24 protein-coding genes, 2 pseudogenes and 2 riboswitches are annotated in these 22859 nt (G+C 39.8%); of the genes and pseudogenes, 17 read left to right on the top strand and 9 right to left on the bottom strand.

What is annotated here, in order from left to right; all coding sequences use genetic code 11:
- Positions 1-103: 103 nt before the first annotated feature.
- Both ACN222_RS15185 and ACN222_RS15180 read right to left on the bottom strand, forming a co-directional pair.
- A complete protein-coding gene (locus ACN222_RS15185; RefSeq protein WP_010997189.1) occupies positions 104-1054 on the bottom strand; it encodes a class I SAM-dependent methyltransferase in 951 nt (316 codons plus the stop codon).
- Positions 1055-1185: 131 nt separating this feature from the next.
- A complete protein-coding gene (locus ACN222_RS15180) occupies positions 1186-2376 on the bottom strand; it encodes a sensor histidine kinase (protein ID WP_096637160.1) in 1191 nt (396 codons plus the stop codon).
- Positions 2377-2676: 300 nt separating this feature from the next.
- Between ACN222_RS15180 and ACN222_RS15175 the strand changes: the two genes are divergently transcribed.
- The 11 genes and pseudogenes from ACN222_RS15175 to ACN222_RS15125 all read left to right on the top strand — a co-directional run bounded on the left by ACN222_RS15175 (position 2677) and on the right by ACN222_RS15125 (position 12214).
- Positions 2677-2856, top strand: a complete 180-nt coding sequence (locus ACN222_RS15175; RefSeq protein WP_126987615.1) for a hypothetical protein — start codon at positions 2677-2679, stop codon at positions 2854-2856.
- Between the two features lie 35 nt (positions 2857-2891).
- Positions 2892-3115: riboswitch (cyclic di-AMP (ydaO/yuaA leader) on the top strand.
- Between the two features lie 97 nt (positions 3116-3212).
- Positions 3213-3407, top strand: a pseudogene (locus ACN222_RS15170) (nitrate ABC transporter, permease protein); the annotation flags it as partial.
- A pseudogene (locus ACN222_RS15165) lies at positions 3405-3738 on the top strand (ABC transporter substrate-binding protein); the annotation flags it as partial. The pseudogenes ACN222_RS15170 and ACN222_RS15165, both read left to right, overlap by 3 nt.
- 230 nt (positions 3739-3968) lie before the next feature.
- A complete protein-coding gene (locus ACN222_RS15160; protein WP_010997186.1) occupies positions 3969-4829 on the top strand; it encodes an ABC transporter ATP-binding protein in 861 nt (286 codons plus the stop codon).
- Positions 4830-4845: 16 nt separating this feature from the next.
- Positions 4846-5063, top strand: a riboswitch (cyclic di-AMP (ydaO/yuaA leader).
- 129 nt (positions 5064-5192) lie between these two features.
- Entirely contained in the window at positions 5193-5822 is a 630-nt protein-coding gene (locus ACN222_RS15155; RefSeq protein ID WP_044521594.1) for a universal stress protein, read from the top strand.
- A gap of 115 nt (positions 5823-5937) precedes the next feature.
- The gene (locus tag ACN222_RS15150) at positions 5938-7275 is read left to right on the top strand and encodes an SLC13 family permease (protein WP_044523099.1); all 1338 of its coding nucleotides are present in this window, start codon (positions 5938-5940) and stop codon (positions 7273-7275) included.
- Positions 7276-7423: 148 nt separating this feature from the next.
- Entirely contained in the window at positions 7424-8017 is a 594-nt protein-coding gene (locus tag ACN222_RS15145) for a hypothetical protein (protein WP_010997183.1), read from the top strand.
- Between the two features lie 242 nt (positions 8018-8259).
- Positions 8260-10059, top strand: coding sequence for an OmpA family protein (locus ACN222_RS15140; protein ID WP_010997182.1), 1800 nt, complete (start codon positions 8260-8262; stop codon positions 10057-10059).
- A gap of 15 nt (positions 10060-10074) precedes the next feature.
- On the top strand, positions 10075-10572 hold the full coding sequence (locus ACN222_RS15135) for a Rab family GTPase (RefSeq protein WP_010997181.1): 498 nt from the start codon (positions 10075-10077) through the stop codon (positions 10570-10572).
- A complete protein-coding gene (locus tag ACN222_RS15130) occupies positions 10573-10953 on the top strand; it encodes a hypothetical protein (protein WP_010997180.1) in 381 nt (126 codons plus the stop codon).
- A gap of 166 nt (positions 10954-11119) precedes the next feature.
- Positions 11120-12214 (top strand): TRAP transporter substrate-binding protein, encoded by a 1095-nt coding sequence (locus tag ACN222_RS15125; protein ID WP_010997179.1) that lies wholly within the window; start codon positions 11120-11122, stop codon positions 12212-12214.
- A 170-nt stretch (positions 12215-12384) separates the two neighbouring features.
- On the opposite strand, the gene ACN222_RS15120 is transcribed toward ACN222_RS15125, so the two are convergent.
- Positions 12385-13722 carry a TRAP transporter large permease gene (locus ACN222_RS15120; RefSeq protein WP_010997178.1) on the bottom strand — a complete coding sequence of 446 codons (1338 nt, stop codon included), beginning with the start codon at positions 13720-13722 and terminating at the stop codon, positions 12385-12387.
- Positions 13706-14260 carry a TRAP transporter small permease subunit gene (locus tag ACN222_RS15115; RefSeq protein WP_010997177.1) on the bottom strand — a complete coding sequence of 185 codons (555 nt, stop codon included), beginning with the start codon at positions 14258-14260 and terminating at the stop codon, positions 13706-13708. The genes ACN222_RS15120 and ACN222_RS15115 overlap by 17 nt, the downstream gene beginning before the upstream one ends.
- Before the next feature lie 115 nt (positions 14261-14375).
- On the opposite strand from ACN222_RS15115, the gene ACN222_RS15110 reads away from it, so the two are divergent.
- The 5 genes from ACN222_RS15110 to ACN222_RS15090 all read left to right on the top strand — a co-directional run bounded on the left by ACN222_RS15110 (position 14376) and on the right by ACN222_RS15090 (position 17123).
- Entirely contained in the window at positions 14376-14651 is a 276-nt protein-coding gene (locus ACN222_RS15110) for a hypothetical protein (RefSeq protein ID WP_096637159.1), read from the top strand.
- Positions 14652-14724: 73 nt separating this feature from the next.
- Positions 14725-15219, top strand: coding sequence for a GNAT family N-acetyltransferase (locus tag ACN222_RS15105; RefSeq protein WP_010997175.1), 495 nt, complete (start codon positions 14725-14727; stop codon positions 15217-15219).
- Positions 15220-15356: 137 nt separating this feature from the next.
- Positions 15357-15851, top strand: a complete 495-nt coding sequence (locus tag ACN222_RS15100) for an ureidoglycolate lyase (protein ID WP_010997174.1) — start codon at positions 15357-15359, stop codon at positions 15849-15851.
- A 135-nt stretch (positions 15852-15986) separates the two neighbouring features.
- Complete coding sequence (locus ACN222_RS15095) at positions 15987-16436, top strand: hypothetical protein (protein ID WP_044523095.1); 450 nt, start codon at positions 15987-15989, stop codon at positions 16434-16436.
- 168 nt (positions 16437-16604) lie between these two features.
- A complete protein-coding gene (locus tag ACN222_RS15090; RefSeq protein WP_010997172.1) occupies positions 16605-17123 on the top strand; it encodes an HPP family protein in 519 nt (172 codons plus the stop codon).
- A gap of 503 nt (positions 17124-17626) precedes the next feature.
- On the opposite strand, the gene ACN222_RS15085 is transcribed toward ACN222_RS15090, so the two are convergent.
- The 4 genes from ACN222_RS15085 to ACN222_RS15070 all read right to left on the bottom strand — a co-directional run bounded on the left by ACN222_RS15085 (position 17627) and on the right by ACN222_RS15070 (position 21548).
- A complete protein-coding gene (locus ACN222_RS15085) occupies positions 17627-18619 on the bottom strand; it encodes a mechanosensitive ion channel family protein (RefSeq protein ID WP_010997171.1) in 993 nt (330 codons plus the stop codon).
- A gap of 140 nt (positions 18620-18759) precedes the next feature.
- On the bottom strand, positions 18760-18987 hold the full coding sequence (locus ACN222_RS15080; RefSeq protein WP_010997170.1) for a DUF389 domain-containing protein: 228 nt from the start codon (positions 18985-18987) through the stop codon (positions 18760-18762).
- A gap of 611 nt (positions 18988-19598) precedes the next feature.
- Positions 19599-20282 carry a uracil-DNA glycosylase gene (locus ACN222_RS15075; protein WP_010997169.1) on the bottom strand — a complete coding sequence of 228 codons (684 nt, stop codon included), beginning with the start codon at positions 20280-20282 and terminating at the stop codon, positions 19599-19601.
- 171 nt (positions 20283-20453) lie between these two features.
- Positions 20454-21548, bottom strand: a complete 1095-nt coding sequence (locus ACN222_RS15070; RefSeq protein WP_044521589.1) for a tetratricopeptide repeat protein — start codon at positions 21546-21548, stop codon at positions 20454-20456.
- Between the two features lie 180 nt (positions 21549-21728).
- On the opposite strand from ACN222_RS15070, the gene ACN222_RS15065 reads away from it, so the two are divergent.
- Positions 21729-22391, top strand: coding sequence for a class I SAM-dependent methyltransferase (locus tag ACN222_RS15065; protein WP_010997167.1), 663 nt, complete (start codon positions 21729-21731; stop codon positions 22389-22391).
- On the opposite strand, the gene ACN222_RS15060 is transcribed toward ACN222_RS15065, so the two are convergent.
- Positions 22384-22737 (bottom strand): hypothetical protein, encoded by a 354-nt coding sequence (locus ACN222_RS15060; RefSeq protein WP_010997166.1) that lies wholly within the window; start codon positions 22735-22737, stop codon positions 22384-22386. The genes ACN222_RS15065 and ACN222_RS15060 overlap by 8 nt on opposite strands.
- Positions 22738-22859 lie beyond the last annotated feature (122 nt).

The raw sequence follows: 22859 nt of genomic DNA, 5'->3' as shown, positions 1-22859 counted from the left end.
TAAGAATTACGCATGAAAACGAAATACCAAGGATAAGGGTTATGAATCAATTCAAAATTCAAAACAAATGTTTGAAACCCCTATACCCCTACACCCCTAAACCCTAATCTGGTTTCCTCGCAATAATTGTCCGGTGTCGGGGGTCGCTGGGGACTGTGATTGGTGGTGCAAAACCTACGGCTTGTAGCGCGGCTTCGATGTCAAAGGTGTAGTAGTCATCACTCCACGGCTCAGTACTTTTCATGAGAGTGAAGAGGACGGGGGGGAGATTTTGGATGACAGGCGATCGCGGGTTATTATCAACTAGAGCAATATAACCACCAGGACGTAATAACCGTTTGGCTTCGGCGAAAATTTCCTGACTGACGTAGCCAGGAAGTTCATGGGTAACAAACTGGATAGTAACCAAATCAAAAGATTTATCGGGTAAGCCTGTGTTTTCGGCCCTAGCATGAAGCCATTCAGATATTTCACTATTAACATCCCTAGTTTTAGCTACAGCTAGCATATAGGGCGATAAATCCAAACCCACAGTCCTGACTGGATACCTTTCCCGGCGTTGGTAATAACGATGCAGCGCCAAGGTAGAAACACCAACCGAGCAACCAATATCTAAAATATCTCTAACCTGCTGGGGAGCGTATGTTTCTAAAGCGTCATGAAAAGTGCCTCTGAGCCTAGCATGAGCGGCTTCCCAAGTTAGGTTTTCTTGAGGCCATACCCGCAACGCCATTGCATAGGTAGCTGATTCAGTTTCAAAAGCAGCGTCCCAGCATAAATTACCTTCCGTATAAGCGTGAAAGGGTACTTTATAGTAGTCGGGATAAATCACATGAGGGTTAGTCACCGCCGCCAGCAGTTTTTTTGCAGGTGATACTTGGAGTGCTTCGTAGTTTTTCCGCCAGGGAATACCGTTTTTCTCAGCCGTTTTGATGAGGACTTGTCTAGCCTGCTGTTTCATCACCCCATAAATGGGTTTAGTTTGAATCAACAAATTCACGAAATTGGAGAGTAAACTTTCACCAGCCCAGTCTGGCTTGCTCTTTTTGTCCATCAGTTTGAATATAGTGAGGCGATAACTGCAACTACATTTATTTTAAAGTTGAGGCGGCGTGCAGGAGAATTTCGTGCAGGAAAATTTATTGATCAAGCGTAAAATTCCATCCCCTTTTGGTTGACAATTGCTCAAGTTTTTACTTTTAAAGGTAAAGTCACAGTGAATGTGGAACCCAACCCTTCTTTGGAGACTAAGTTAATTTCACCTTGCAATAGCTTCACTAACCGCGAAACGATTGCTAAACCTAAGCCTGTACTGTCAGGAAGGTAGGGACGGTCTTTAGAACTAACGCGAAAATAAGGTTCAAATATCTTAGTTTGGTCTTTTTCGGCAATGCCAATTCCTGTATCAGAGACAGCGATCGCCCACTTTTGATCATCTATTGCTTCACAGACTATACTAATGTTGCCTGACTCTGTATAGCGAATTGCATTACTCACAAGATTGGTAATAATTTGTTGTAATTGAAAACCATCTGTAATTATTTCACTAGGTGCTTGTACCCAGTTAACTAAAATTGCTAAATTCTTCTCCGCCGCTAAAGGTTCTAGCATCTCACAAACATTGTTAATTAAGTCTCGAATATGAATTGGTGCCGGTTGCAACTGAATTTTACCGGCTTCATATCGTGACAGTTCTAGGACATTATTAATTAACCGCAATAAATGTCTGCCATTGCGTAATACGCGCTCAATATGTTCTATGTTGACCGTGTTATCTATTCTTGTAATTTCTCGCCTTTGTTGTCGTAAAAATAAATCTGAATAACCAATAATCGCCGTGAGTGGGTGTTTAAGTTCGTGGGCTAGTTGTGATAGTTTATCTTCGTTGCTAGTGACTAAACGTGTTAGTTCTTCATTATGAAGCGTCAAAGAAGATTGCAAATGTTCTAATTCCCGCAAGCGTTCACCAACATAACTATGAAAACATCTGGCGATCGCTTCATCAATCACCGCATCAATTAAACGCATAGAACGAATAATTTCGCCGGGTGTTCTCTGTAATAAATCAACTTCTATAGTATCAAATACAACTTTCCTTAATAGTCTATATTCGCGGGCAATTTCTGACGGATCAAAACCCTGTTCAGCCCGTAGTAATCCGTGCTGCCAACTGGCCGTCACAATGGATTTAATATCACTCTCTTGGGATTGTGAAAGTACTGTGACCATTGCCTTAAAAACATCAGGAATATGGTTTTTAATGGCTGTGTATGATAAATCATCAGCGCTTTCTATCTGTCTATCCTCACGCACTGCCACAACCCATTTGGCGATGATGATGTTAGTATTGTCAGCCAGTACTTGACTAAATTCCATTATTTTAAATTCAGCTATGAGATAGAGGAATTAATTCTATATGAAATTAGTTTAACGAGCAGAGTGGACATTATCGCAATCAGAGAGAAAATTCACCTACCAAGTGATAGATATTATTGATGACTCAGGAAAAATTCTGTTTAACTCCCAAGCAGGATTGATTATTACCAGTTGCTCAACATAAAATTAATCACATAGCTAGGTATCCTCATGCTTAACTGTGCATGGTTATGATACTAAGTTAAAGCGCGCCTAAATTGCATAACTACTAATAAGGGCTATTGACCTAACAATTCGCAATTGCGAATTGTTTTGACCGTTGACGGTCAACAGTCAACAGCCCTCACAATGGATTGTGCAACTTTAAAGCAGAATAACTTATATCAATTGCGGTTATTAATTACGGAAAACTTCCATAATCAGTTACCTGTTTGTAATGATGTCAACAACATTTACAAATTGGGGATTGTTTTTCTGTAAAAAAGATGTTACTGTAAGGTTTATTATTATCTATTCGAGTAAGTCAGCCTAATCCAACCCACCATAGTATTTAAGGTTGGAGCGGAGGAACCAATTTGTGGGGCGTATCTCACAGAGAGTGTCAACTAAAGAGTCAAGAGTTAAACATTAAATCTAGCTAAATACTGAACTCAGAACTCATTACTCAGCACTCGCCAGAGAGGGGCATCTCTCAGCCCTAGCCCGTCAGCTAACTTCGTAGGCATTGAGAGGAGACTGAAGAGACAGCATTTGATAAATGTTTTGCTCTCGTCAGTGTCCAAGGCTGGTACTGCTCATGTTTTCGTACCTGCACTTAACTCTGTTGGGGTGGCACAATGATATTTCAATTAAATTTAGCAGCGATTGCAGCTGTTGCGACTCAATCTGCATGGAAAACAGCAAAACCAATTTTGATGAGGGATGTAGTCGTACTTCCTGCCTTGGGATTCTTAGGAATTATCTTGTTGTGGTGGGTTATTACCCTGGCAAATCATGAATTAATGCCCACTCCACCAGAAGCGTTAGTTGCCCAAGGCCTAACCCAAGAAGCCCTAGCCATCAAACCAGTAATCAAATCCAGCGATTTAGAAAAACCCGATTTGATTGTCGGATACTTTCCCATAAATGATTGTGCGCCATTTGCGATCGCCTGGAAAAAGGCTTCTTTCGCAAGTATGGCTTAAACGTCCAACTCAACCGCGAAGCCAGTTGGGCTACCTCCTGCGACGGCTTAATTTATGGTCGTCTTGATGCTGCGCTTATCGTATCTGGTGCAGTCATCAACGCCCGCATAGCACGCTCCTCTCTCCCCTATGTGCAGCCATAACAATCTATCGTCACGGTAACGCCATGACCATGAACAATATCGCCAGATAGCTGCCGAAATGGGGATTCAATGTTCCCCGGATGATTACAAGGTTGAACCACCAGAAGTATTTTATAGATAAGAAAGGTTTTGACCCCAGTAACCCTGTTGGGTATTTAAATAGTTCTGCAATTAGGGCTAACGCTCCTACTCGTTTTTTCATGTCTTGAACTGGGAATTTTGATTTTTATTGATACATAGTTAAAAACTTTTAGGAGCATTTGATATGAAATATACACCATCAACAATAGATGCTCATGACAAAGCTATACCGCGCACTAATTTTTTAGAAATTGAGAATTTAGTTAGGTCTTATCTAACACCAGATAAAAGTAACTTTGTTGTTTTAGATGGGGTGAATTTAACTATTATTGAAAACGAATTTATTTCTGTAATTGGACATTCTGGATGCGGCAAATCCACTTTATTAAAAATTGTGGCGGGCTTAGAAAAAAGCACTTCTGGCTCAGTCAGGCTTGACGGTAAAGAAATTCACAAGCCAGGTGCGGAAAGAATGATGGTATTTCAAAATTATTCCCTCTTACCGTGGTTAACAGTGAAGAAAAATATCCGTCTAGCAGTTGATGAAGTGTTAAAAAATGCTAATGGAGCAGAAAAAATTGGCATTGTGAACAAACACTTGGCAATGGTAAACTTGACCCCGGCAGCAGATAAATATCCTGATGAAATCTCTGGAGGTATGAAACAAAGAGTAGGGAGTGCCAGAGCCTTAGCCATTCGTCCAAAAATGCTGTTAATGGATGAACCTTTTGGCGCATTAGATGATTTAACTAGAGGTAAATTACAAAGACAAGTATTAGATATCTGGGAAAATAATCGCCAAGCAGTAATGATGATTACCCATGATGTCGATGAGGCAATTTATATGAGCGATCGCCTACGGCGGGGCGTAGCCCATCGCATCGTATTAATGACAAATGGCCCAGCCGCAAACATTGGAGAAATATTAGAAGTACCATTTTCTCATCCACGCGACAGGTCTGCTATACGTAACTCAAAAGCATACTTTGAACTTCGTAATCATGCCTTAAACTTTCTCGACAAATATTTTGCTCAAGAAGAGTAAAGTAGTCTATTATCTCTTTAGTGGGTAGCCTAATTCAAATTAAGTTTGCAATCATTTGGAACGGAGGAACCATGTTATGGGGCGCATCTTGCAGAGAGTAGCTAACCTAGAGTAAACAGTCAAGAGTAACCAAGTATTAAACTCAGCACTCATTACTCATTACTCCGCACTCTTAAAGAGAGACACCTTCCAGTCTTAGCCCGTCAGCTAACTCCGTCGGCAATGGAAGGAACCCCCAAGACTTTGGCTTTGATACCAGTTGTTATTGGGGTTTCCTTACGGATATGAATGTCCGTTTTACCCTGCTTCTCGTTGATGTGTTCGTTAAGTTTAGGAGAAGTTAAAGCTGTGAAAATTAAGCCAATGTTAGCACGCCTGCAAAGTGCTATGGGTCGTGATGATTTAATTGACCAAATGGTTTTATTACCAGAACCCCAAAAAGGTCAAACAACACAATCAATCAACTTAATTGTTGGTTATGACGCTTCTCCTAACAGCCATACAGCACTAGATATAGCCTGTTGGATTGCCCATCAAACAAGGTTGGCGACTAATCAACAAGTCACTGTGCAAGCTGTTTATGTAGTAGAAGATAGCAACACAAAAAATCGTTCTAATATTTTAAGCTTTGCTAAACGCTTGCCGACAATAGAATTGCCGCCAAGTGAAACAAAAAAATCCAGCACATCTGTAATTACTCAACCGAAACTGACAGGAATTAAATCATATCTTCAAACAGACACACTAACACCACTGCAAGAAGCAGATAGAATTATTTGGCAGGCAAGAACTTTGGCTGAAGAATGGCAAGGTTCATTCAAATCTCATCTACGCTTCGGTTGTGTAAGTACAGAGTTGAGAAAAGTTGCAGAATTTGAAGCTGCTGATATCTTATTTTTGGGTTGTAAATCTGTTTATCATCCTCTCATTGAAACCTTAGGTTATAATTTCCCCTGTGCTGTCTTAGGGATTCCTGAATGTATAGATGAATAATTCTGACCCCGACTTTCAGAAGTTATTTATCTAAATGAAAATACAGAAAAAAGTCACCATATTTTAGGTGACTTTTTTCGCTATTACGCAACAATATAAGCTACAAGAGGTAGGCGTGGAAAACTGGCAAGCACTCCTAAGTGTCATCGTATTTATCAGTGTCATCTTTCTAGTTATGACGGAATGGGTGCATTTGACTATTGCAGCCTTATTAGGAGCATTATTATTAGTATTTACTAATGTGATGACTTTACAGGAAGCTGTTGCTTACATTGGTAATAGTTATGGCACACTGGGATTATTTTTTGGTGTAATGGTTTTAGTTAGAGCATTTGAGCCTACTAAGATATTTGATTATTTGGCAACCCAAATAGTGATATTAGCTAAAGGCGATGGTAAGCGTCTTTTACTCGGTATTGTTGCTATTGTTACTCCTATTTGTGCAGTTTTACCAAATGCAACAACAGTGATGTTGTTAGCGCCACTAATTCCACCAATGGCACAAGAAATAGGGATAAATTTTGTACCTTTATTGATATTGATGGTTTTGATTGCCAATAGTGCTGGATTGCTGACATTAGTAGGTGACCCAGCAACATTTATTGTAGGTGATGCTGTCAATATAAGTTTTATAGATTATCTATGGAAACTGAGTTTAGGTGGTGTCATTGCAGTCGCTGTGGTAACTCTCACTTTGCCATTTTTATTCCGCAAAATTTGGCATACAAAATTAGAGAATCTGGAAGAATTACCACACCCAGAAATTAATCATCCACGGGTTTTGAGTCTGGGTGCAGTAATTGTCGCTTTTGTCCTGCTATTTTTTGTGATTGGAGAATCCCTGCCAATACCGATTTCCCCGGCGGCTGTGGCTCTGTTAGGCGCAGCTTTGGCTTTACTACTATCTCACCATAGCAAAATTGATACAGTCAACAATATTTTGCGCGATGTAGACTGGAGTACATTAATATTTTTTATGAGTATTTTTGTGCTGATTGGAGGATTAGAAAAAACAGGCGTAATTGGTGGTCTATCAGGGATATTGGCAGCTATTTTAGGAAAAAATATTATCTTGGGTTCTCTGGTGTTGTTGTTTCTTGTAGGAATTTTATCGAGTGTCGTACCTAATATTCCCTTGGTAGTGGCGATGGTTCCCCTGCTCAAGCAATACCTTGTCACTGTAGGATTAGCACCCGCAGAAGTCTTAGCACGCGACTTTCAAGGACAATTTCCCCCAGAAGTTTTACCATTGTTTTACGCCATGATGTTTGGTGCAACCTTAGGCGGGAATGGTACGTTAGTTGGTGCATCGTCTAACATCGTAGCGGCGGGAATTTCCGAACAGCACGGACGACGGATTTCTTTTAAAACTTTTCTTCACTATGGTATTCCAGTCACAATATTACAACTAATTGCCTCAGCATTGTATGTGTTAATCCGGTTTCTGATTTAGAAAGATTTATTTATATTCAGTGAAAATTAGATATGTTTATACTGGTAGAGAGTGTAATCATACACTCTTGCCTAGAATGGTATTATTGAGTGTAATATGCAAGAATAAATCTTGTATATTTTTTCAGTATTAATCAGGGTTGTCATCTATGAATCTAACCGAAGCCTCTACCGATAACAATGCAAGATCATTAGAGAACGGTAGCATCAATTCAACAATAAATAAACAACAATCCCGTACTAGTGTTAGTGAAAGTAATAATTTAGACAAAATTAGAGAGATTCTCATTGGTAACCAAATGCAGGAACTCGACAAGAGGTTTGCTGGTTTGGAAGAACGGATAGTTAAAGAATTATCTCATGTACGAGATGAAACTAAAGAACGCTTGGATGCTTTAGAGGTATATATAAAGGCGGAAGTTGAAGTTTTAAGTGAAAGTATAAAAAATGAGCAAATGGAAAGAGAATCTCATTTAAAAGCAATTACGGAGGAGTATAAATTTCTTCATACATCATTAGAGAAGAAATTGGTTCAGTTTGCTGAACAAACTATTAGTAATCAACGTAATCTACGCGAACAAATTTTAATTCAATCGAAAAATTTACAAGATGAAATTAGACAAAAATATGAAGAAATAAATAGTTTGATAGAAAAAGAAACTCAGCAACTAAGTCATGATAAAGCTGACCGGACTCATCTGGCAGATTTATTCACAGAAATTGCTTTTCGGCTAAATAAATAAGAAAATCATCCAATATTTTCAGTACATAAGCAGAACAGCGTAAATATTTGCAGGTTGGATAAGGCAGAGATTGTAAGGCTAAGAAAGAGGTTTTTAGCCTAGCTTATCTTTATTTATATAGTTTTATGTTGTCCCCATTGGCTTACTTAAGAGGTAAATATTGCCAGATATATTCTAATTCTCCTGGCTAGTTTGCCTAAAAAATTATCTAATTATAGAGTGTAGTTTGGGGGATTATATTAATGAATAATGATGCAATAGATTCTAGCAGTCAAATATCCCCTGGTAATGACTTATCATTAATTAACAAAATCACTAAAGTTGATGATGAACTTAGTAAACTTCGGAGTTTGTTGTTGGGAGTTGAGCCAGCTAAACTTAACCAACTTTATGAACTTTTAGATAATCCACACATCAGACCAGAAGATATTAGTCGCTTACTTCCAGAGGCTGTGATCTTAAGATCGCAACAAGATAAACAACTAATTGCAGCGATGATTTCTATTGTTGAAGAAGCGATTCAAGTTTCTGTTCAACAAGATGAAAATATACTTTCAGAAGCTTTTTTTCCAGTCATTATTCCTGCATCTCGGAAAGCGATCGCTACATTGCTCGATGAAATGATGCAATCCCTCAACCAAGCTCTAGAGCATAGTTTTTCCTGGGAAAGTTTGCAATGGCGACTAGAAGCGAAACGTACAGGAAAACCATTTGCAGAAATAGTTTTATTGCGGACATTAGTTTATCGAGTAGAACAGATATTCTTAATACATAAAAATACAGGATTATTGTTGCAACATCTTGTAGCCAATCAAGTAACCAGCCAAGACCCAGATTTAGTGGTGGCGATGTTGACCGCTATTCAAGACTTTATCAAAGATTCTTTTAGTGTTCAAAAAACAGATCAATTGCAAAGTTTGCGTTTTGGAGAACTGCGAATCTGGATTACAGAAGGGCCACAAGCCTTATTAGCGGCGACAATCCGGGGTAATCCCCCCCAAGAATTGAGATTAAGTCTGCAAACAGCAATTGAAAAAATTCATCTCAAGCTGAGTCGAGAGATGAAAGACTTTGCTGGGGATGCAAAACCATTTCAAGTATGTCAGCCTTATTTAGAATCTTGCCTAATCAGCCAGTATAAATTTAAATCTGCGTCAAAAAAAAGTTACAAATACGCTTGGACTTTTTTAGGTATTATAGCGATCGCCTGTGGGATTTGGAGTTTTCTTGCTGTCAGAGAGCAATTACGTTGGCGTGCTTACTTGCAAGAACTCGATTCTCAACCCGGTATTGTGGTAACTGACACCAAACAGCAGTTCGGTAAATATTTTATCTCTGGATTGCGTGATCCCTTGGCATCAGATCCCCATACCTTACTACAACAAACAAAACTCAATCCTCAAACAATTGTCAGTCATTGGCAAAGTTATTTATCTTTAGAACCCCAGTTGATGATAAAAAGGGTAAATAAATTACTCCAACCTCCACCTACTGCATCACTAAGAATTGATCATAATGGCGTTCTCTATGCTGTTGGCTCTGCACCCCGTCAATGGATTTTAGCCACACGTAAATCATGGTCTGTAATACCCGGATTAACTCAATTTCAAGATCAGGATCTTGTAGAAAGCGAATTAAACGAATTAGCAATATACCAAAGTCAAATTGAGCGAGAAATTATCTTTTTTCCAGAAGGCTCTCAAGAAATTATTCCTAGTGAATTATCTAAATTAAATAACTTAGTATTAGCAATTAAAAAACTTTTACCCATCGCTAAATATCTAGAGAAAGATGTACATATTCAAATAATAGGACATACTAATACTACTGGTACAGAATCAAGGAATGCTCAACTGAGCGCAGGACGCAGTCAGAGAGTTTTATCTTATCTATCTTCTCAAGGGATTAGCACCAGCCAGTTACAAGTATTAGGAGTAAGTTCTAGCCAACCTTTGCAGCCAGAATTGACAGATGAAGGTAAAAAATTTAATCGCAGAGTGTCTTTCAAGGTCATAATTATGAGGGTTGGCAGCTCGAAATAAATCAAACTCAAGGGTATGATTCAAAAAAAGATTTGTATGGTGGGTGCATTTGCTACTGGTAAAACTAGTTTAGTAGCTAGATTTGTTTATAGTATTTTTTCGGAAAAATATCAAACTACTGTTGGAGTTAAAGTTGATAAAAAACTTGTTCATCTCCCAGAAAATTCCATTAATTTAATTATTTGGGATATTTATGGCGAAGATGAATTACAAAAATTACAAATGTCATATATGCGGGGTTGTTCTGGCTATTTATTAGTAGTAGATGGAACTCGCAAGAATACATTAGAAACAGCTTATCGTTTACAGAATAGCTTGGAAGATAATCTTGGTCAAATTCCGTTTGTTTTAGTGATGAATAAATGGGATATGACTGATGAATGGGAGATAGACCCGGCTGAACTTAATTCTTTAGTAGAAAAAGGGTGGAATGTAGTAAAAACTAGTGCTAAAACTGGAATAGGAGTAGAAGATGTTTTCCAAATTCTGGCTCAAAAAATTATGGAGACATAAATGCTAAATATACCTAATCCAGTAATTAACTATCTACTGGATATGATCTTGATGGAGCGATCGCTTGCCTATTTTTTAGTAAAAAAAGATGGTAGCTTATTAACATGGGGAGGTGATATAGCTAAATATGGATTCACCAATCTCTGTCAGGGAGCGAAAATTAATGAGCAAGCATTTTTTTTAGAAGGGCTATTACCACTTGATGATATTCCTTTGTTTTTACCCCATATCAAAACGAATAATGGAATTGCTCTAGACATTCATCTATTTCCCTCAGATGAAGGGGATTGGGTACTATTACTAGGCAGTACTTGGGATGATAAATATATATCGTCAATCCAGCAAAGATTTAATGATTTTAGTTTATCTGCAAGTCCCTAAATGGTCTCTTATTCTAGAAAGTTGTGTATTTATAGGTGCATCTGTCGAGTTCCAAGCTGGTATATTTTTCGCTTAATGGAATTAAGAATAAGCAAAAAATGGCAAAAAACTGATAAAGTTCTGTATCAGCCTGGATTTACGTCATTTCCCTAACTAACGCCAAACTATGAAACGCCGAGAAGTTTTGAATACTGCTGCGATCGCCACAGCAACTACAGCTTTAGTTTCCTGTACCCAAACTAATACATCTTCCGTACAAGCAGGATTACCAAACGTGCGCTGGCGAATGACGACTAGCTGGCCTAAGTCTTTAGGAACTTTTATTGGTGCAGAAACCGTTGCCAAAAGAGTAGCAGAAATGACCAACGGGCGTTTCAAAATTACACCATTTGCGGCGGGGGAATTAGTACCAGGTTTGCAAGTTCTCGATGCTGTACAAGCCGGAACTGTGGAATGTGGTCATACATCCAGTTACTATTACATCGGTAAAAGTCCGGCTTTGGCTTTCGCCACCTCTGTACCCTTCGGTTTAAATGCCCAACAACAGTATGCTTGGCTTTACCAGGGTGGTGGACTAGCGGCTATCCAAAAAATTTATGCTAATTTCAATGTGATTAATTTTCCGGCTGGTAGTACCGGCGCACAGATGGGGGGATGGTTCAAAAAAGAAATTAAATCTGTCTCTGACCTCAAAGGCTTGAAAATGCGGATTCCGGGCTTAGGCGGACAAGTTATGTCCCGTTTAGGTGTAAATGTGCAAGTATTACCAGGAGGCGAAATTTATTTAGCTTTAGACAGAGGTGCAATTGATGCAGCCGAATGGGTAGGCCCCTACGATGACGAGAAACTGGGACTGAATAAAGCTGCCCAATTTTACTATTATCCTGGTTGGTGGGAACCAGGCCCAACTTTGGATGTATTAGTTAACCTGAATGCTTGGAATCGTCTCCCAAAGGAATATCAGGAAATATTTAAAACGGCGACTGTAGAAGCTAACTTAACGATGCTCAATCAGTATGATGCTTTAAATGGAGAAGCGCTTACAAGATTACTAGCAGGTGGGACAAAGCTTGTTCCCTACAGTCAAGAAATTATGCAGGCGGCTCAGAAAATTTCTTTTGATATTTTTGAAGAAAATGCTAGTAAAGATGCAGCTTTCAAACAAGTTTACGAGCAGTGGAAAGCCTTCCGTAAGCAGATTTTCGCCTGGAATCGGGTTAATGAATTGAGCTATGAAAATTTTGCTAGTTCTAGTCAATAGTCAGTTGTCAGTTGCTAATAGTTTTTTTAGAGGGTATAGGGGTGTAAGGGTGTGGGGGTGTAGGGGAAAGATATCTTTCATCTATGACTGTGAAATTTTTTCATCGGGACTGCCTTAAAACTAATAACCTTGTACTTAATGCAAAAGAAAACTGCGTAATTACCAATACTTTAACTTCCCAAAGATGGTAGGAAACTGACAATTCCGGGGAAAATAATGATTAACAGCAGGACTAAAAGTTGCAAGAGAATAAAGGGTATGACACCGCGATAAATATCTGATGTGGTGACTTCTGGTGGTGCTACACCTCGTAAATAAAATAAGGCAAAGCCAAAGGGTGGTGTGAGAAAGGATGTTTGCAAATTTGCGCCTAAAATCACACCGTACCAAACTAAGTCAATGCCTAATTTTTGGGCAACTGGAACAAATAAAGGTATGACAATAAAGGCAATCTCGAAAAAATCGATGAAAAAGCCCAAAAGAAATACTGTCGTCATGCTGACAAACAAAAAGCCGATTTTACCACCAGGGAGATTGGCTAGGACATCGAACATGAATTGATCGCCGTTCAATCCCCGGAACACTAAACTAAATGCAGTGGAGCCAATGAGGATAAAAACTACCATACTAGTGATGCGTAAGGTAGTATCGCAGACTTGGCGTAATGATTCTAAAGTGAATTGACCATTAGCAGCCGCAAGAGCGATCGCCCCAGCACAACCTACTGCACCTGCTTCTGTTGGTGTAGCAAAGCCAAAAAAGATACTCCCCAATACTAATAAAATCAGTATCAAAGGCGGTATCATCACCTGTATCACCCTTTTTCCCAAGGCTTTACCACCGATTTCTCTCACTTGGGCAGGTAAGGCTGGAGCTACATCCGGTCTGATGAAAGCCACAATTAATACATGAAGGGCAAAAGCACTTGCCATCATCAAACCTGGAATCACGGAACCAATGAACAAGTCTCCTACCGATATACCCAATTGATCACCTAATACAACTAACACCACACTCGGCGGGATAATTTGTCCCAAGGTTCCCGATGCAGCAATCACACCAGTGGCTAATTCTTTGTTGTATCCATAGCGCAGCATAATCGGTAGAGAAATCAAACCCATTGCCACCACTGTGGCTGCTACTACACCAGTGGTTGCAGCTAATAATGCGCCTACTAAGACAACGGCTAAAGCAAGTCCACCACGCAAGCGTCCTAACAAAATACCCATTGTTTCTAGGAGTCTTTCGGCAATGCCAGATTTTTCTAACATTGCCCCCATAAAAATAAAATAAGGGATTGCTAACAGGGTATAATTAGCCATAATGCCGAAAATACGCTGTGGCATGGCTGTGAGGAATATAGGGTCAAAGACACCTAAACCAATTCCCAACAATCCAAATAAAATCGCTACTCCACCCAAAGAAAAAGCTACTGGGTAGCCTGAAGATAATAGAACTAAAGCACCAGCAAACATCACTGGCCCCAACCATTCATAAGCCAGTGTCATGATTTTCCTCCTGGGGTTCTAGTCTGCCTTGGATAATTGCTAAATTTTTAATTGCTTGGGAAATTCCTTGAATAATTAACAACACAAAGCCAACGATAATCATGGCTTTAATGGGGTAGCGGGGCAACCCACCTGGATCGGGTGATAATTCACCAATCTGCCATGATGCGACAATGGTTTCCCAAGAAACAAAAATCACTATGATGCTGAAAGGAATGAGAAAAAATATGGTTCCGAGAAAGTCGGCGATCGCTTTACGCCGACGTTGCCAATTACTATAAAAAATATCAACGCGGACGTGTTCATTATGCTTCAGGGTATAAGCAGCCCCTAAGAAGAAAATTACATCAAAAATATACCATTGAGCTTCTATATAAGCGTTGGATGTGAGGTTGTTACCGCTAATGCGGCCTAAATATCGCCCGACAACATTCCACACGCCTAGTATGACCATGACTAACACCAACCAACTGGTATATCGACCTATGCGTTCTGTAAAGGCATCAATTATTCTCGATATTTTCAACAATTTTTCCAAGGCTGCTTTTACCTATTAAACTCCTGTAAAAGTAGTTTACAGCGCAATAGGAGAGGTAAATCTGCTAATTTTGTGAGAATTTGCTATGTGGACAGATGAGCAGAGATGAGAAAGAATGATCATTGCTGCCCATTCCGTGGATGTAGTGAAAGAACGGGTAGTCATTGACCGTAATCTCATTACAAGCAATGATTTGGAGAGGCGATCGCTCAATAAATTCAACTACAAATCAAATACAATCCCCAGCCTCCTTGTTAATAGCGGTTCTCCTCCAAGCACTCCTGCGGATGTTTTGGCGCGTGTCCAAGCCGCTAGTCAAAATTTACCGGAAACCAGACGACAATTTGCCCAAATAATTAACCAAAAGCAAAACACGGCTCAAGAAACTTGATATCCTGACATTAGAACGTGAGATCACACAACTCCTTGTCCCAGCAGTAATCTCTCAACTGTAAAATTTTTGTATGAATGCCAATGGAATATTTTTGAGACCTGCTGAAAAACAAGATGCGTGGGTACTGAGTGCAGTTCATATTGCTGCTATCAAAGCTCTACCTGCAACTTTTTACACCCGACAAGAATTGTTAGCTTGGCGTAATCATTTGTCTAAACCAGACGGTTCTCATATTCTCAAAAGGATGAAATCAGAAACATTCTGGGTTGCAGTTGAGGGCAATAACATTGTCGGATTTACTAGTTATATTGTTGATGAATTAATTGCCTTATATGTACATCCTCATTATCAAGGTAGAGGAAATGGCCGAGCCTTAGTAGAACATTTTTTTCATCAAGCAACTCAGCAAAAAGTTGATAAAGTCATCACAACTGCTAGTCTTTATGCTGAAGGATTTTATTTACGCTTAGGATTCCATGCTATAGAAAAATCTCCCCACCAATTGAGTAAAGGAGTAATAGTTCCTGTTATCAAAATGAGTAAAGAATTAATTAAACTTACATAAGTTGGGAGTCCAATATACCTTACCATGATTGTAGTGGGCAATGGGTATCTTAATTTTTTCTGTATCGGTGTAGGCTATGCCAACAACATTAAATCAGCTTCCAATTATTATCAATTACCAATTACCATGAATATTCTATGAATACATCACAAACCGTCCAAACATTAACAGTAGAGTGGATAACATCAGAGAATTTTTCGCGTTATGGACAAGTAATTTTTCCTAGTTCAGATGATAAAGCTTTTGATGCCGAAGATGCACAATTAAATTTGCAGAATGGTACACCCCGCTTTTATATTATGCAACTGCAAAAACGGGGTCGGAAGTTTCATAAAATTACTCGCCATCTCCAATGCACTCAATGTTTAGGTTCTCTAGCAGGTAAGGATTGGTTAATCGCGGTTTGTCCTCCTCACAATGATGCAGATATACCGATGTTAGAAGAGATTGCAGCTTTCCGCATTCCAGGGAATTGTTTTATTAAATTAAATCAGGGGACTTGGCACGCCGGTCCATATTTTGACCATGAGGTTGTAGATTTTTATAATTTAGAACTTGCTGATACTAATGTGGTTGATCATTTCACCCATGATTTTCTCAAAAGTCATCAATTAGAGTTTGAGATGATTTAAGTAAATTCTGGATATTTGCTGAGGTTGGATAGCACTCCACTAGGCTACTATTCTGCATAAGTATTGTCGCTGAACGCCGAAAATTTATTAAATTGACGCGGCGATCGCCACCCAAAATTATTTATGCTGGATAGTATGTTTAAGAAACTGCCTTTTGCCTTGGTTGCAGCTACTGTTTTAGTGGTATCGATAGACCATCCCAGCACCACATTAGCCGGAACTTGTGCTTCTAAATGTGGCTCACGACCGCTACAGTTTACACCAGGGCAACGGATTCGCTTAGAAATTATCAATAAGACATCAAATTTAGTCGAACTAGAAAGAGTCCAAGGTGCGCCTCCCATTCACCTACAACCTCAACAAAAACTGCAATTTCCCCAACAGGAAGATTCCCAACCGAATCTTTCTCTGGTTTTTTGGGATGAAACGGGAGCGCCATTACAAGCTGTTGTTTCTAAACCAAACTTTGGCACTCTACGTGTAGAATTTCACCCTACTTGGCGTTACCCAGGCAATGGTCTCCAACCGACCGAAGGTCATCGCTCTCTCTATATACTCAATGATGGACGGATAAATGTATTTTGAACCGACATGATGATTGTGGAAGTAGCAATGGTCTTGAGAAGCATTTCCCTCTAAAGAAATGGGTCAAGCATTCACACTGACTTTTGAAGTTAGTCAAGTGACAGAAGTCAAGAGATAAACATTAGATTATCCTAAGAAACATCTAATGAGGAAGGAGAAAAAGGAGGAATGAAGAACGAAAATAAAGAATTAGAATCTATCAAGCCCGGAAATAACCGCAAAAGGCGTAGATTAACTTTAAAGGGTGAATTTGCTTTAGCCTCAATGCCAACGCTGGTGATCTTGACGGTGCTAGCATTGGTTGAAGTGCTTAGTCGTCAGCGACTTTTATTTGCTTCTCTTGCTTCCAGTTCTTTTCTGATTTACTTAGATCCACAACACGGAACCAATACAGTAAGGACACTTATTATCTCTCAAATGTTCGCAGCGATAATTGGCTTATTGATTTATTTGACTTTAGGGCCTGGGTATTTATCAGCTGGAATTGCCATGATTTTAACAATTGTTCTGATGATATTTTTAGATGTCGTTCATCCACCCGCCGTCGCCACTTCATTAAGTTTTGCTCTCAAGGCAGGTAATGAAAACAATCTAGTTTTATTTGGTTTGGCAGTTGGCATTGTCGCTGCGCTCGTAATTTTGGAACGGTGTGCTTTGTGGATACTGACACATTACAGTCGCCATTGATGTGACACGAATCCAAAAAACTCCACCAGTTTAAACCCACCAATAATCAATTTCTACCTTGTCTGTACGGTCATCTTCAGCATGGTGAAAGCTAAAGCAGTAGCTACTACCGCCATAACTGCTGGTATGAACCATTAACAATTCAGAAGCCTACGGCTTCGCCTTTAGGAGTTCTCGCAGAGTGCAATACGGTTCGGTTAAGGGATTTCTTGGTTAAGACAGGCAGGGGAAGTAAGGGGAGAAGAGAAGCAGGGGAAGAGAAAAATTATGAAAATAAACTTCTTTCCTCCCCTACCTCCTCTGCTTCCCTTGCTTATCCGAACCGTATTGCCGCAGGGTGCGCCGGCTTCTGGCGTTAGCGAGTCTGCGTTCGCTTTTAGCGTCTCGTAGAGAGCGTCACAGAACTTTGTAAGAGAGGGGTCTTAAGCCCTTGAATTTACGATAACTGGAGTGGAGTTGATCCCACTGTTTGCTAATCTTGAAGTTTTTCATCGTTCGTTAGTTTAAGAATCTACTTTGCCGTTACCATCTTGTGAGGCGCGCGCTTGAGCAAGTAACCTGAGCGAATCACTGACACGGCGAGGCTTTGGTACTTCGCTTTTCCCGGCTGGCCAACCTTCACGCTGACGGGAGCGGTTTCCATCTGTCTCTTCGGTTTGGTCGTGAAATAGAATTTGTTGTGTTGGGAAGGGTAAATCAATACCGTTAGCAACAAGCGTTTTCTTAATTGCAGAGATTACCTTATCCCGCGAAGATAAATCATCTGCCCTGCGTGGTGGTTTAATCCACCAACGCACACGAATATTGACCGTACTTTCGGCAAGTTCCATTGCCAGTACATCAGGCGCAGGATCTTTTAAAACTTCATCTATGCTAAGAACTGCATTTAACATCAAATGCTTGGCTAGATCCATGTCATCGCCATAGCCAATACCGACATCGTACTCTAATCTACGGCTATCAAAGGCAGTGTTAACAGTTACCGAATTAGTAAATAACTCAGAGTTAGGAATAACAATCCGCCGACCGTCATAAGTTCTAATTGTCGTTGCCCGTGTCTCGATATTCTCTACAGTCCCCTCAAAGCCTTTAAATACAATTTGGTCATCGATTTGAAAAGGTTCAGTTAGCAGAATTAAAATCCCAGAGAGGAAGTTTTGCAGAATATCGCGGAAGGCAAAACCAATGGCAACACCACTAATTCCCAACAGTTGCACCAAATCACCTGCTCTAAATGTGGGGATCACAATGGAAAGGGCGATAAACAACCCAATCAAAATTGTTACACCTTGCGCTAATCTTCCTAACACTAATCCCAGATTCCGTGCAGAACGACGATTGCGAGTTAATCGCTTGACTAGTGCCTTAATTCTGCTAGCAACAAACAAAAATATTAGAAAGACAATCAACGCTAAGGCCATATTGGGTAGCAAAGCAATGAAACCGTTGATCATGCTTTGAACCTTATCCCACGCTGTGGAGATTTCTGCATTCATGAACTTTCCTCATTTAATTTTGGTTTTTAGATCAAGACTTATGTGAAAAAGTATGGTAAGCAAGGGGAGAAATAACTATTAGGTTGCTTTCGATATAGGAAGGTCTATGAGGAGCGATCGCTAATTTCAGTAAACAATCTTCACAGGCATTTGAAAGGTGTGATATTAAAATCTTGGTTTAATAATTGAGTTTGAATATCTTGGGTGAGGCGATCGCTAATTTCTTCACTAGATGCTGTAACGTGCGGTTGATGCTGCACATAAATTACACAAAGTAGAGTTTTTCGACCTTCAATGTTGGCGCGTGTGAAACGCACATTCGACTCAACCAATTTTGCTAAACCCACTTGCTCGACGGTTTTTTGCACCGCATTACCCTCAAATCGTGCCAGATTCGTGTCGTTATGAGATTGGGCGATATCGATAACAGCTTGTCCGTTGCCTCTTGGCTCATGAGTTGACCCATTTTCACCTCCTACTGCTAACCATCTTGCTTTTTCAGGTAATAACTCTACTACCCAAAGAAATATTTCCTGAAACAGAACATTTGATTATCACCAGAAGATGAAATGAAAAACACGAGTTTATTAGAGGAAAAGTAGAGATTAACAACAATATTCGTAATGATCTTATTATTTTAATTACTAATGAAATATGAATAGTTTTTAGATTGAATCGTGAGTTATCTATGGCTAAAGAAATAAAAAATCCACCCATAAGGGGATGGAGTGTTTGTCAGTAGTCAGTAGTCAGTAGCAAAGCGAAAAGTGCGGTCTTGGGTTCTACCCAAGAGGAGCAACTTTTCAAGAAAACGCCTACAAACCACCCACTCTTGGGATGGGGTATTAAACTATATCCTTTCAACAACTGACAACTGACACGCGTAGCGCCATAAATAATAGTAAAAAACAATTACCTATTACCCAGCAAAGTAACCATATCGTCAGCAATTAGCCGAATACGAAGAAAGCTTTTTAATTCAATTGCTTTCCCGTATTTCATCGTACTTAGTGCGTACTGCTCGTATATCTTGCCACATTAACCATTTAGGACTACCTTGCTCCTTAGAAGGGTTACGCAATAAATAAGAGGGGTGGAAAATGGGCATACATAAATGTCCTGCCCACTCTATCCACTGGCCGCGAATCTTTGTAATGCCGCGTTTATCACCAGTAAGTCCTTTGACGGCGGTTGCACCTGTGAGCAAAATGATTTTGGGGTTAACAAGGCGTATTTGTTCTAATAAATATGGTAAACAAGCCGCCATTTCATTAGGGGTAGGAACTCGATTATCAGGTGGTCGGCACTTATTAATGTTAGCAATATAAACATCATGCTCAGTAGTCAAATCCACTGATGCTAAGATTTTATCTAGCAACTGCCCTGATCTACCGACAAAAGGCAGGCCTGTTTCGTCTTCATTTTGACCAGGTGCTTCTCCAACGACCATAATAGGTGCTTTGAGGTTACCTCTGCCGACCACAGCATGGGTACGGGTGCTACCCAATTCACAACGCTGGCACTGATTACAATGCTGTGCCAACTCGGTCATATTGGTATACGTTCCGGGTGGAATGGGAATTTTGGCATCCTTGGGAATCAAATCTTGTTGGTTAAAGTTTGATTCTTCGTTAAAGAGGCTGAGTTGGATTTCGCTACTCATGAAAATCTGGATAATTGGCCTAGTGACAGCTAATTTGTGTGAATCTAATGGGCTATAACTTTTGTAAGATATCTCTCAGACAGGTACTGTTACTGAACACTGAACATTGACTAGATTCTTATTGTATCAGTGAATTCTAGGGATGATGCGGCTAAATGAATTGTATGTAGTTTAGGTACTGGTGGATGTTCCTTGTTCATATTGCATGGCTTTGGCATAATCCCCTAAGGCATAACAAGCTATTTTCAGACTGGCAAGAGCTTGTTCTTCAATGCGTTTGTCTTTGATGCTTCTGGCTAACAATAGGCGTGCTTCATAGTATGTAATAGCTCTGCTATGGTCACCTAAAGCTTCACAGGTAACACCTAAACTACCAAGAGACTGTTCTTCACTACGCTTATCTTTGAGGTCTCTAGCTAATTGCCAGCGTTTTTCATAGTATTTAATGGCTTTAGCATAATCGCCGATCGCATAGCAAGCATTACCCAAGTTTTTCAATACTTGAGCAGCACTACGAGGATTATTTAAGGAGAGTGCTATTTTGACGCATTTTTCGTAGTAGGCGATCGCTTTTGGGTAATTATCCAAAGCATACCAAGTATTGCCTAGATTTTTCAGCACTTGTTCTATGCCCCAGCTATCTTTGAGTTCTTCAACAATGATGAGGCTTTGTTCTTGATACCCAATTGCTTGATTAAAATTACCAGAGGCTTTATATACTAATCCCAAATTATTTAAGGCTGCAACTTGACTCCGTTTGTCTTGCAATGTTTGAGTTAGTTGCAAACACGCTTGGAGAAACTCAATGGCTTTGTTATAGTCGTTCAGATGACGGTAAGCATTACCCAAATGAGACAGTATTTGCATCCTTACTGATAAATCCGGGTTATCTGTCAAGGATAAACACTTTTGGCAATAAGCAATAACATTTCTATAATCTCCTGAAGTGTAAGTGATTAATGCCAGCAACGATAGGACTTGTTCTTGTTGTTTGACATCCCTGGCTAGCTGAAACATCTCTAGGGATTGCTGTAAGGACTTGATGGCTGTTATTAAGTCTCCAGCCTGCTGTTGTTGAATTCCTTGCCGCAGTAACTGGGATGCCTCTGATGAGCGATTGTCGTTTTCTGGAGGAACCAATGATTCTTTCGGCTCACCTTGGTCAAATTCGTGAGTAATTGTGTTGCGCCTCACTTGTTTGGGGTATTTGGCAACTTGTACAGGAACCTTATTGTTGATGCTGTTGTTCCCTTCACCGTTTGACATTGACCAATTCCTGATAACTGGGGTGACGTATTTAGTATTCCCAAAAATTAGCCGCTTCTTTCATGCAAAAGACTGATAATTGTTTTCATTTCAGTAAAATAACTAGTTCAATTCTCCATCCATAGCCTCAGCGTCCCTATTTCTTGCTAGTTTTTACTTATACGGATAGAGGTATTAGCAATGCACAGACAACTAGAACCAGAAGTGATGGATAGTTGGGAGGAAGCTAGTGAATATGATGCAATGGATTTTACCGAGGTAAATAATGCTTTTGCGGAAGAGGCAGTGGCTTGTGGTCTATCAGAACATGGTTTAGTCTTGGATGCGGGTACTGGTACTGCACGGATTCCGGTTTTAATCTGTCAGAAACGTCCTCAGTGGCAGTTAGTGGCGATTGATATGGCTGAAAATATGCTACAAATTGCTACACAGCACGTCCAGCAGTCTGGGTTACAAGAACATATTCGTTTGGAACTGGTAGATGCGAAACGTTTACCTTACGAGGATGGGATATTTGATTTGGTCGTTTCTAACAGTCTAGTTCACCATCTACCTGACCCTTTACCTTTTTTTGCCGAAATCAAGCGCGTTTGCAAACCTCAAGGCGGTATTTTTATCCGTGATTTACTTCGTCCTGAGGATGAAGCAACGATGAACGCTTTAGTGGCAAGTATTGGGAATGAATACGATGACTATCAGAAAAAATTATTTCGTGATTCGCTCCACGCTGCATTGACGTTAGATGAGGTTAATCAGCTGATTATAACAGCAGGGTTAACAGGTGTGGAGATTTATCAGTCAAGCGATCGCCACTGGACGGCTAAACGCAGTTGGACTAATTAGAAATCTCATACTGTTCGGCTTCCGCTAGCCAGCTTAATCTATTGATTGGTGTTTTTGTTTGCCAAATTTGTTCAAACTCGGCTCTTGTAATCCCAAACTCTAGTAAATCTGCTTTACTGAGGGGTTTGTCACACAACATTCCATAATTATCGGCAAAATGATTGTCATCATAAAACAAGACATTACCGTTTTCGTAAACCTCTATTTGTCTTGTAGCGCATAAATCGTTACCTACTTGTATTACTTCTATAAAGTAGGTACTAGTACCCCAAGTATCAAACTCTCCGCCAAGGGTTTCATCCCAAAACCATTTACAGTATTTCTTTTCCTTGGTTGATGAAGACATAATTGCTTCACTCCTAATATAGACACTAATACCTTCAAGGTACTCTAAAAGAATATGCTTGTGTGTCTGAGTCAGGAGATGAAGAGAAAGTAAATGCTGACGAATGCACAAACACTATCAAA

The organism is Anabaena sp. FACHB-595, from assembly GCF_048568275.1.
GTDB lineage: Bacteria > Cyanobacteriota > Cyanobacteriia > Cyanobacteriales > Nostocaceae > Trichormus.
Note: the sequence above shows the minus strand (reverse complement) of the source record. Positions and strands in the feature narration are given on the sequence as shown.

Coding starts and splice junctions, on each gene's coding strand:
- ACN222_RS15090 (WP_010997172.1), top strand. CDS start 16,605: ATGAAGAACGAAAATAAAGAATTAGAATCTATCAAGCCCGGAAATAAC.
- ACN222_RS15100 (WP_010997174.1), top strand. CDS start 15,357: ATGAATACATCACAAACCGTCCAAACATTAACAGTAGAGTGGATAACA.
- ACN222_RS15095 (WP_044523095.1), top strand. CDS start 15,987: ATGTTTAAGAAACTGCCTTTTGCCTTGGTTGCAGCTACTGTTTTAGTG.
- ACN222_RS15140 (WP_010997182.1), top strand. CDS start 8,260: ATGAATAATGATGCAATAGATTCTAGCAGTCAAATATCCCCTGGTAAT.
- ACN222_RS15160 (WP_010997186.1), top strand. CDS start 3,969: ATGAAATATACACCATCAACAATAGATGCTCATGACAAAGCTATACCG.
- ACN222_RS15155 (WP_044521594.1), top strand. CDS start 5,193: ATGTTAGCACGCCTGCAAAGTGCTATGGGTCGTGATGATTTAATTGAC.
- ACN222_RS15110 (WP_096637159.1), top strand. CDS start 14,376: ATGATCATTGCTGCCCATTCCGTGGATGTAGTGAAAGAACGGGTAGTC.
- ACN222_RS15085 (WP_010997171.1), bottom strand. CDS start 18,619: ATGAATGCAGAAATCTCCACAGCGTGGGATAAGGTTCAAAGCATGATC.
- ACN222_RS15070 (WP_044521589.1), bottom strand. CDS start 21,548: ATGTCAAACGGTGAAGGGAACAACAGCATCAACAATAAGGTTCCTGTA.
- ACN222_RS15075 (WP_010997169.1), bottom strand. CDS start 20,282: ATGAGTAGCGAAATCCAACTCAGCCTCTTTAACGAAGAATCAAACTTT.
- ACN222_RS15120 (WP_010997178.1), bottom strand. CDS start 13,722: ATGACACTGGCTTATGAATGGTTGGGGCCAGTGATGTTTGCTGGTGCT.
- ACN222_RS15135 (WP_010997181.1), top strand. CDS start 10,075: ATGATTCAAAAAAAGATTTGTATGGTGGGTGCATTTGCTACTGGTAAA.
- ACN222_RS15060 (WP_010997166.1), bottom strand. CDS start 22,737: ATGTCTTCATCAACCAAGGAAAAGAAATACTGTAAATGGTTTTGGGAT.
- ACN222_RS15130 (WP_010997180.1), top strand. CDS start 10,573: ATGCTAAATATACCTAATCCAGTAATTAACTATCTACTGGATATGATC.
- ACN222_RS15105 (WP_010997175.1), top strand. CDS start 14,725: ATGAATGCCAATGGAATATTTTTGAGACCTGCTGAAAAACAAGATGCG.
- ACN222_RS15065 (WP_010997167.1), top strand. CDS start 21,729: ATGCACAGACAACTAGAACCAGAAGTGATGGATAGTTGGGAGGAAGCT.
- ACN222_RS15145 (WP_010997183.1), top strand. CDS start 7,424: ATGAATCTAACCGAAGCCTCTACCGATAACAATGCAAGATCATTAGAG.
- ACN222_RS15185 (WP_010997189.1), bottom strand. CDS start 1,054: ATGGACAAAAAGAGCAAGCCAGACTGGGCTGGTGAAAGTTTACTCTCC.
- ACN222_RS15180 (WP_096637160.1), bottom strand. CDS start 2,376: ATGGAATTTAGTCAAGTACTGGCTGACAATACTAACATCATCATCGCC.
- ACN222_RS15125 (WP_010997179.1), top strand. CDS start 11,120: ATGAAACGCCGAGAAGTTTTGAATACTGCTGCGATCGCCACAGCAACT.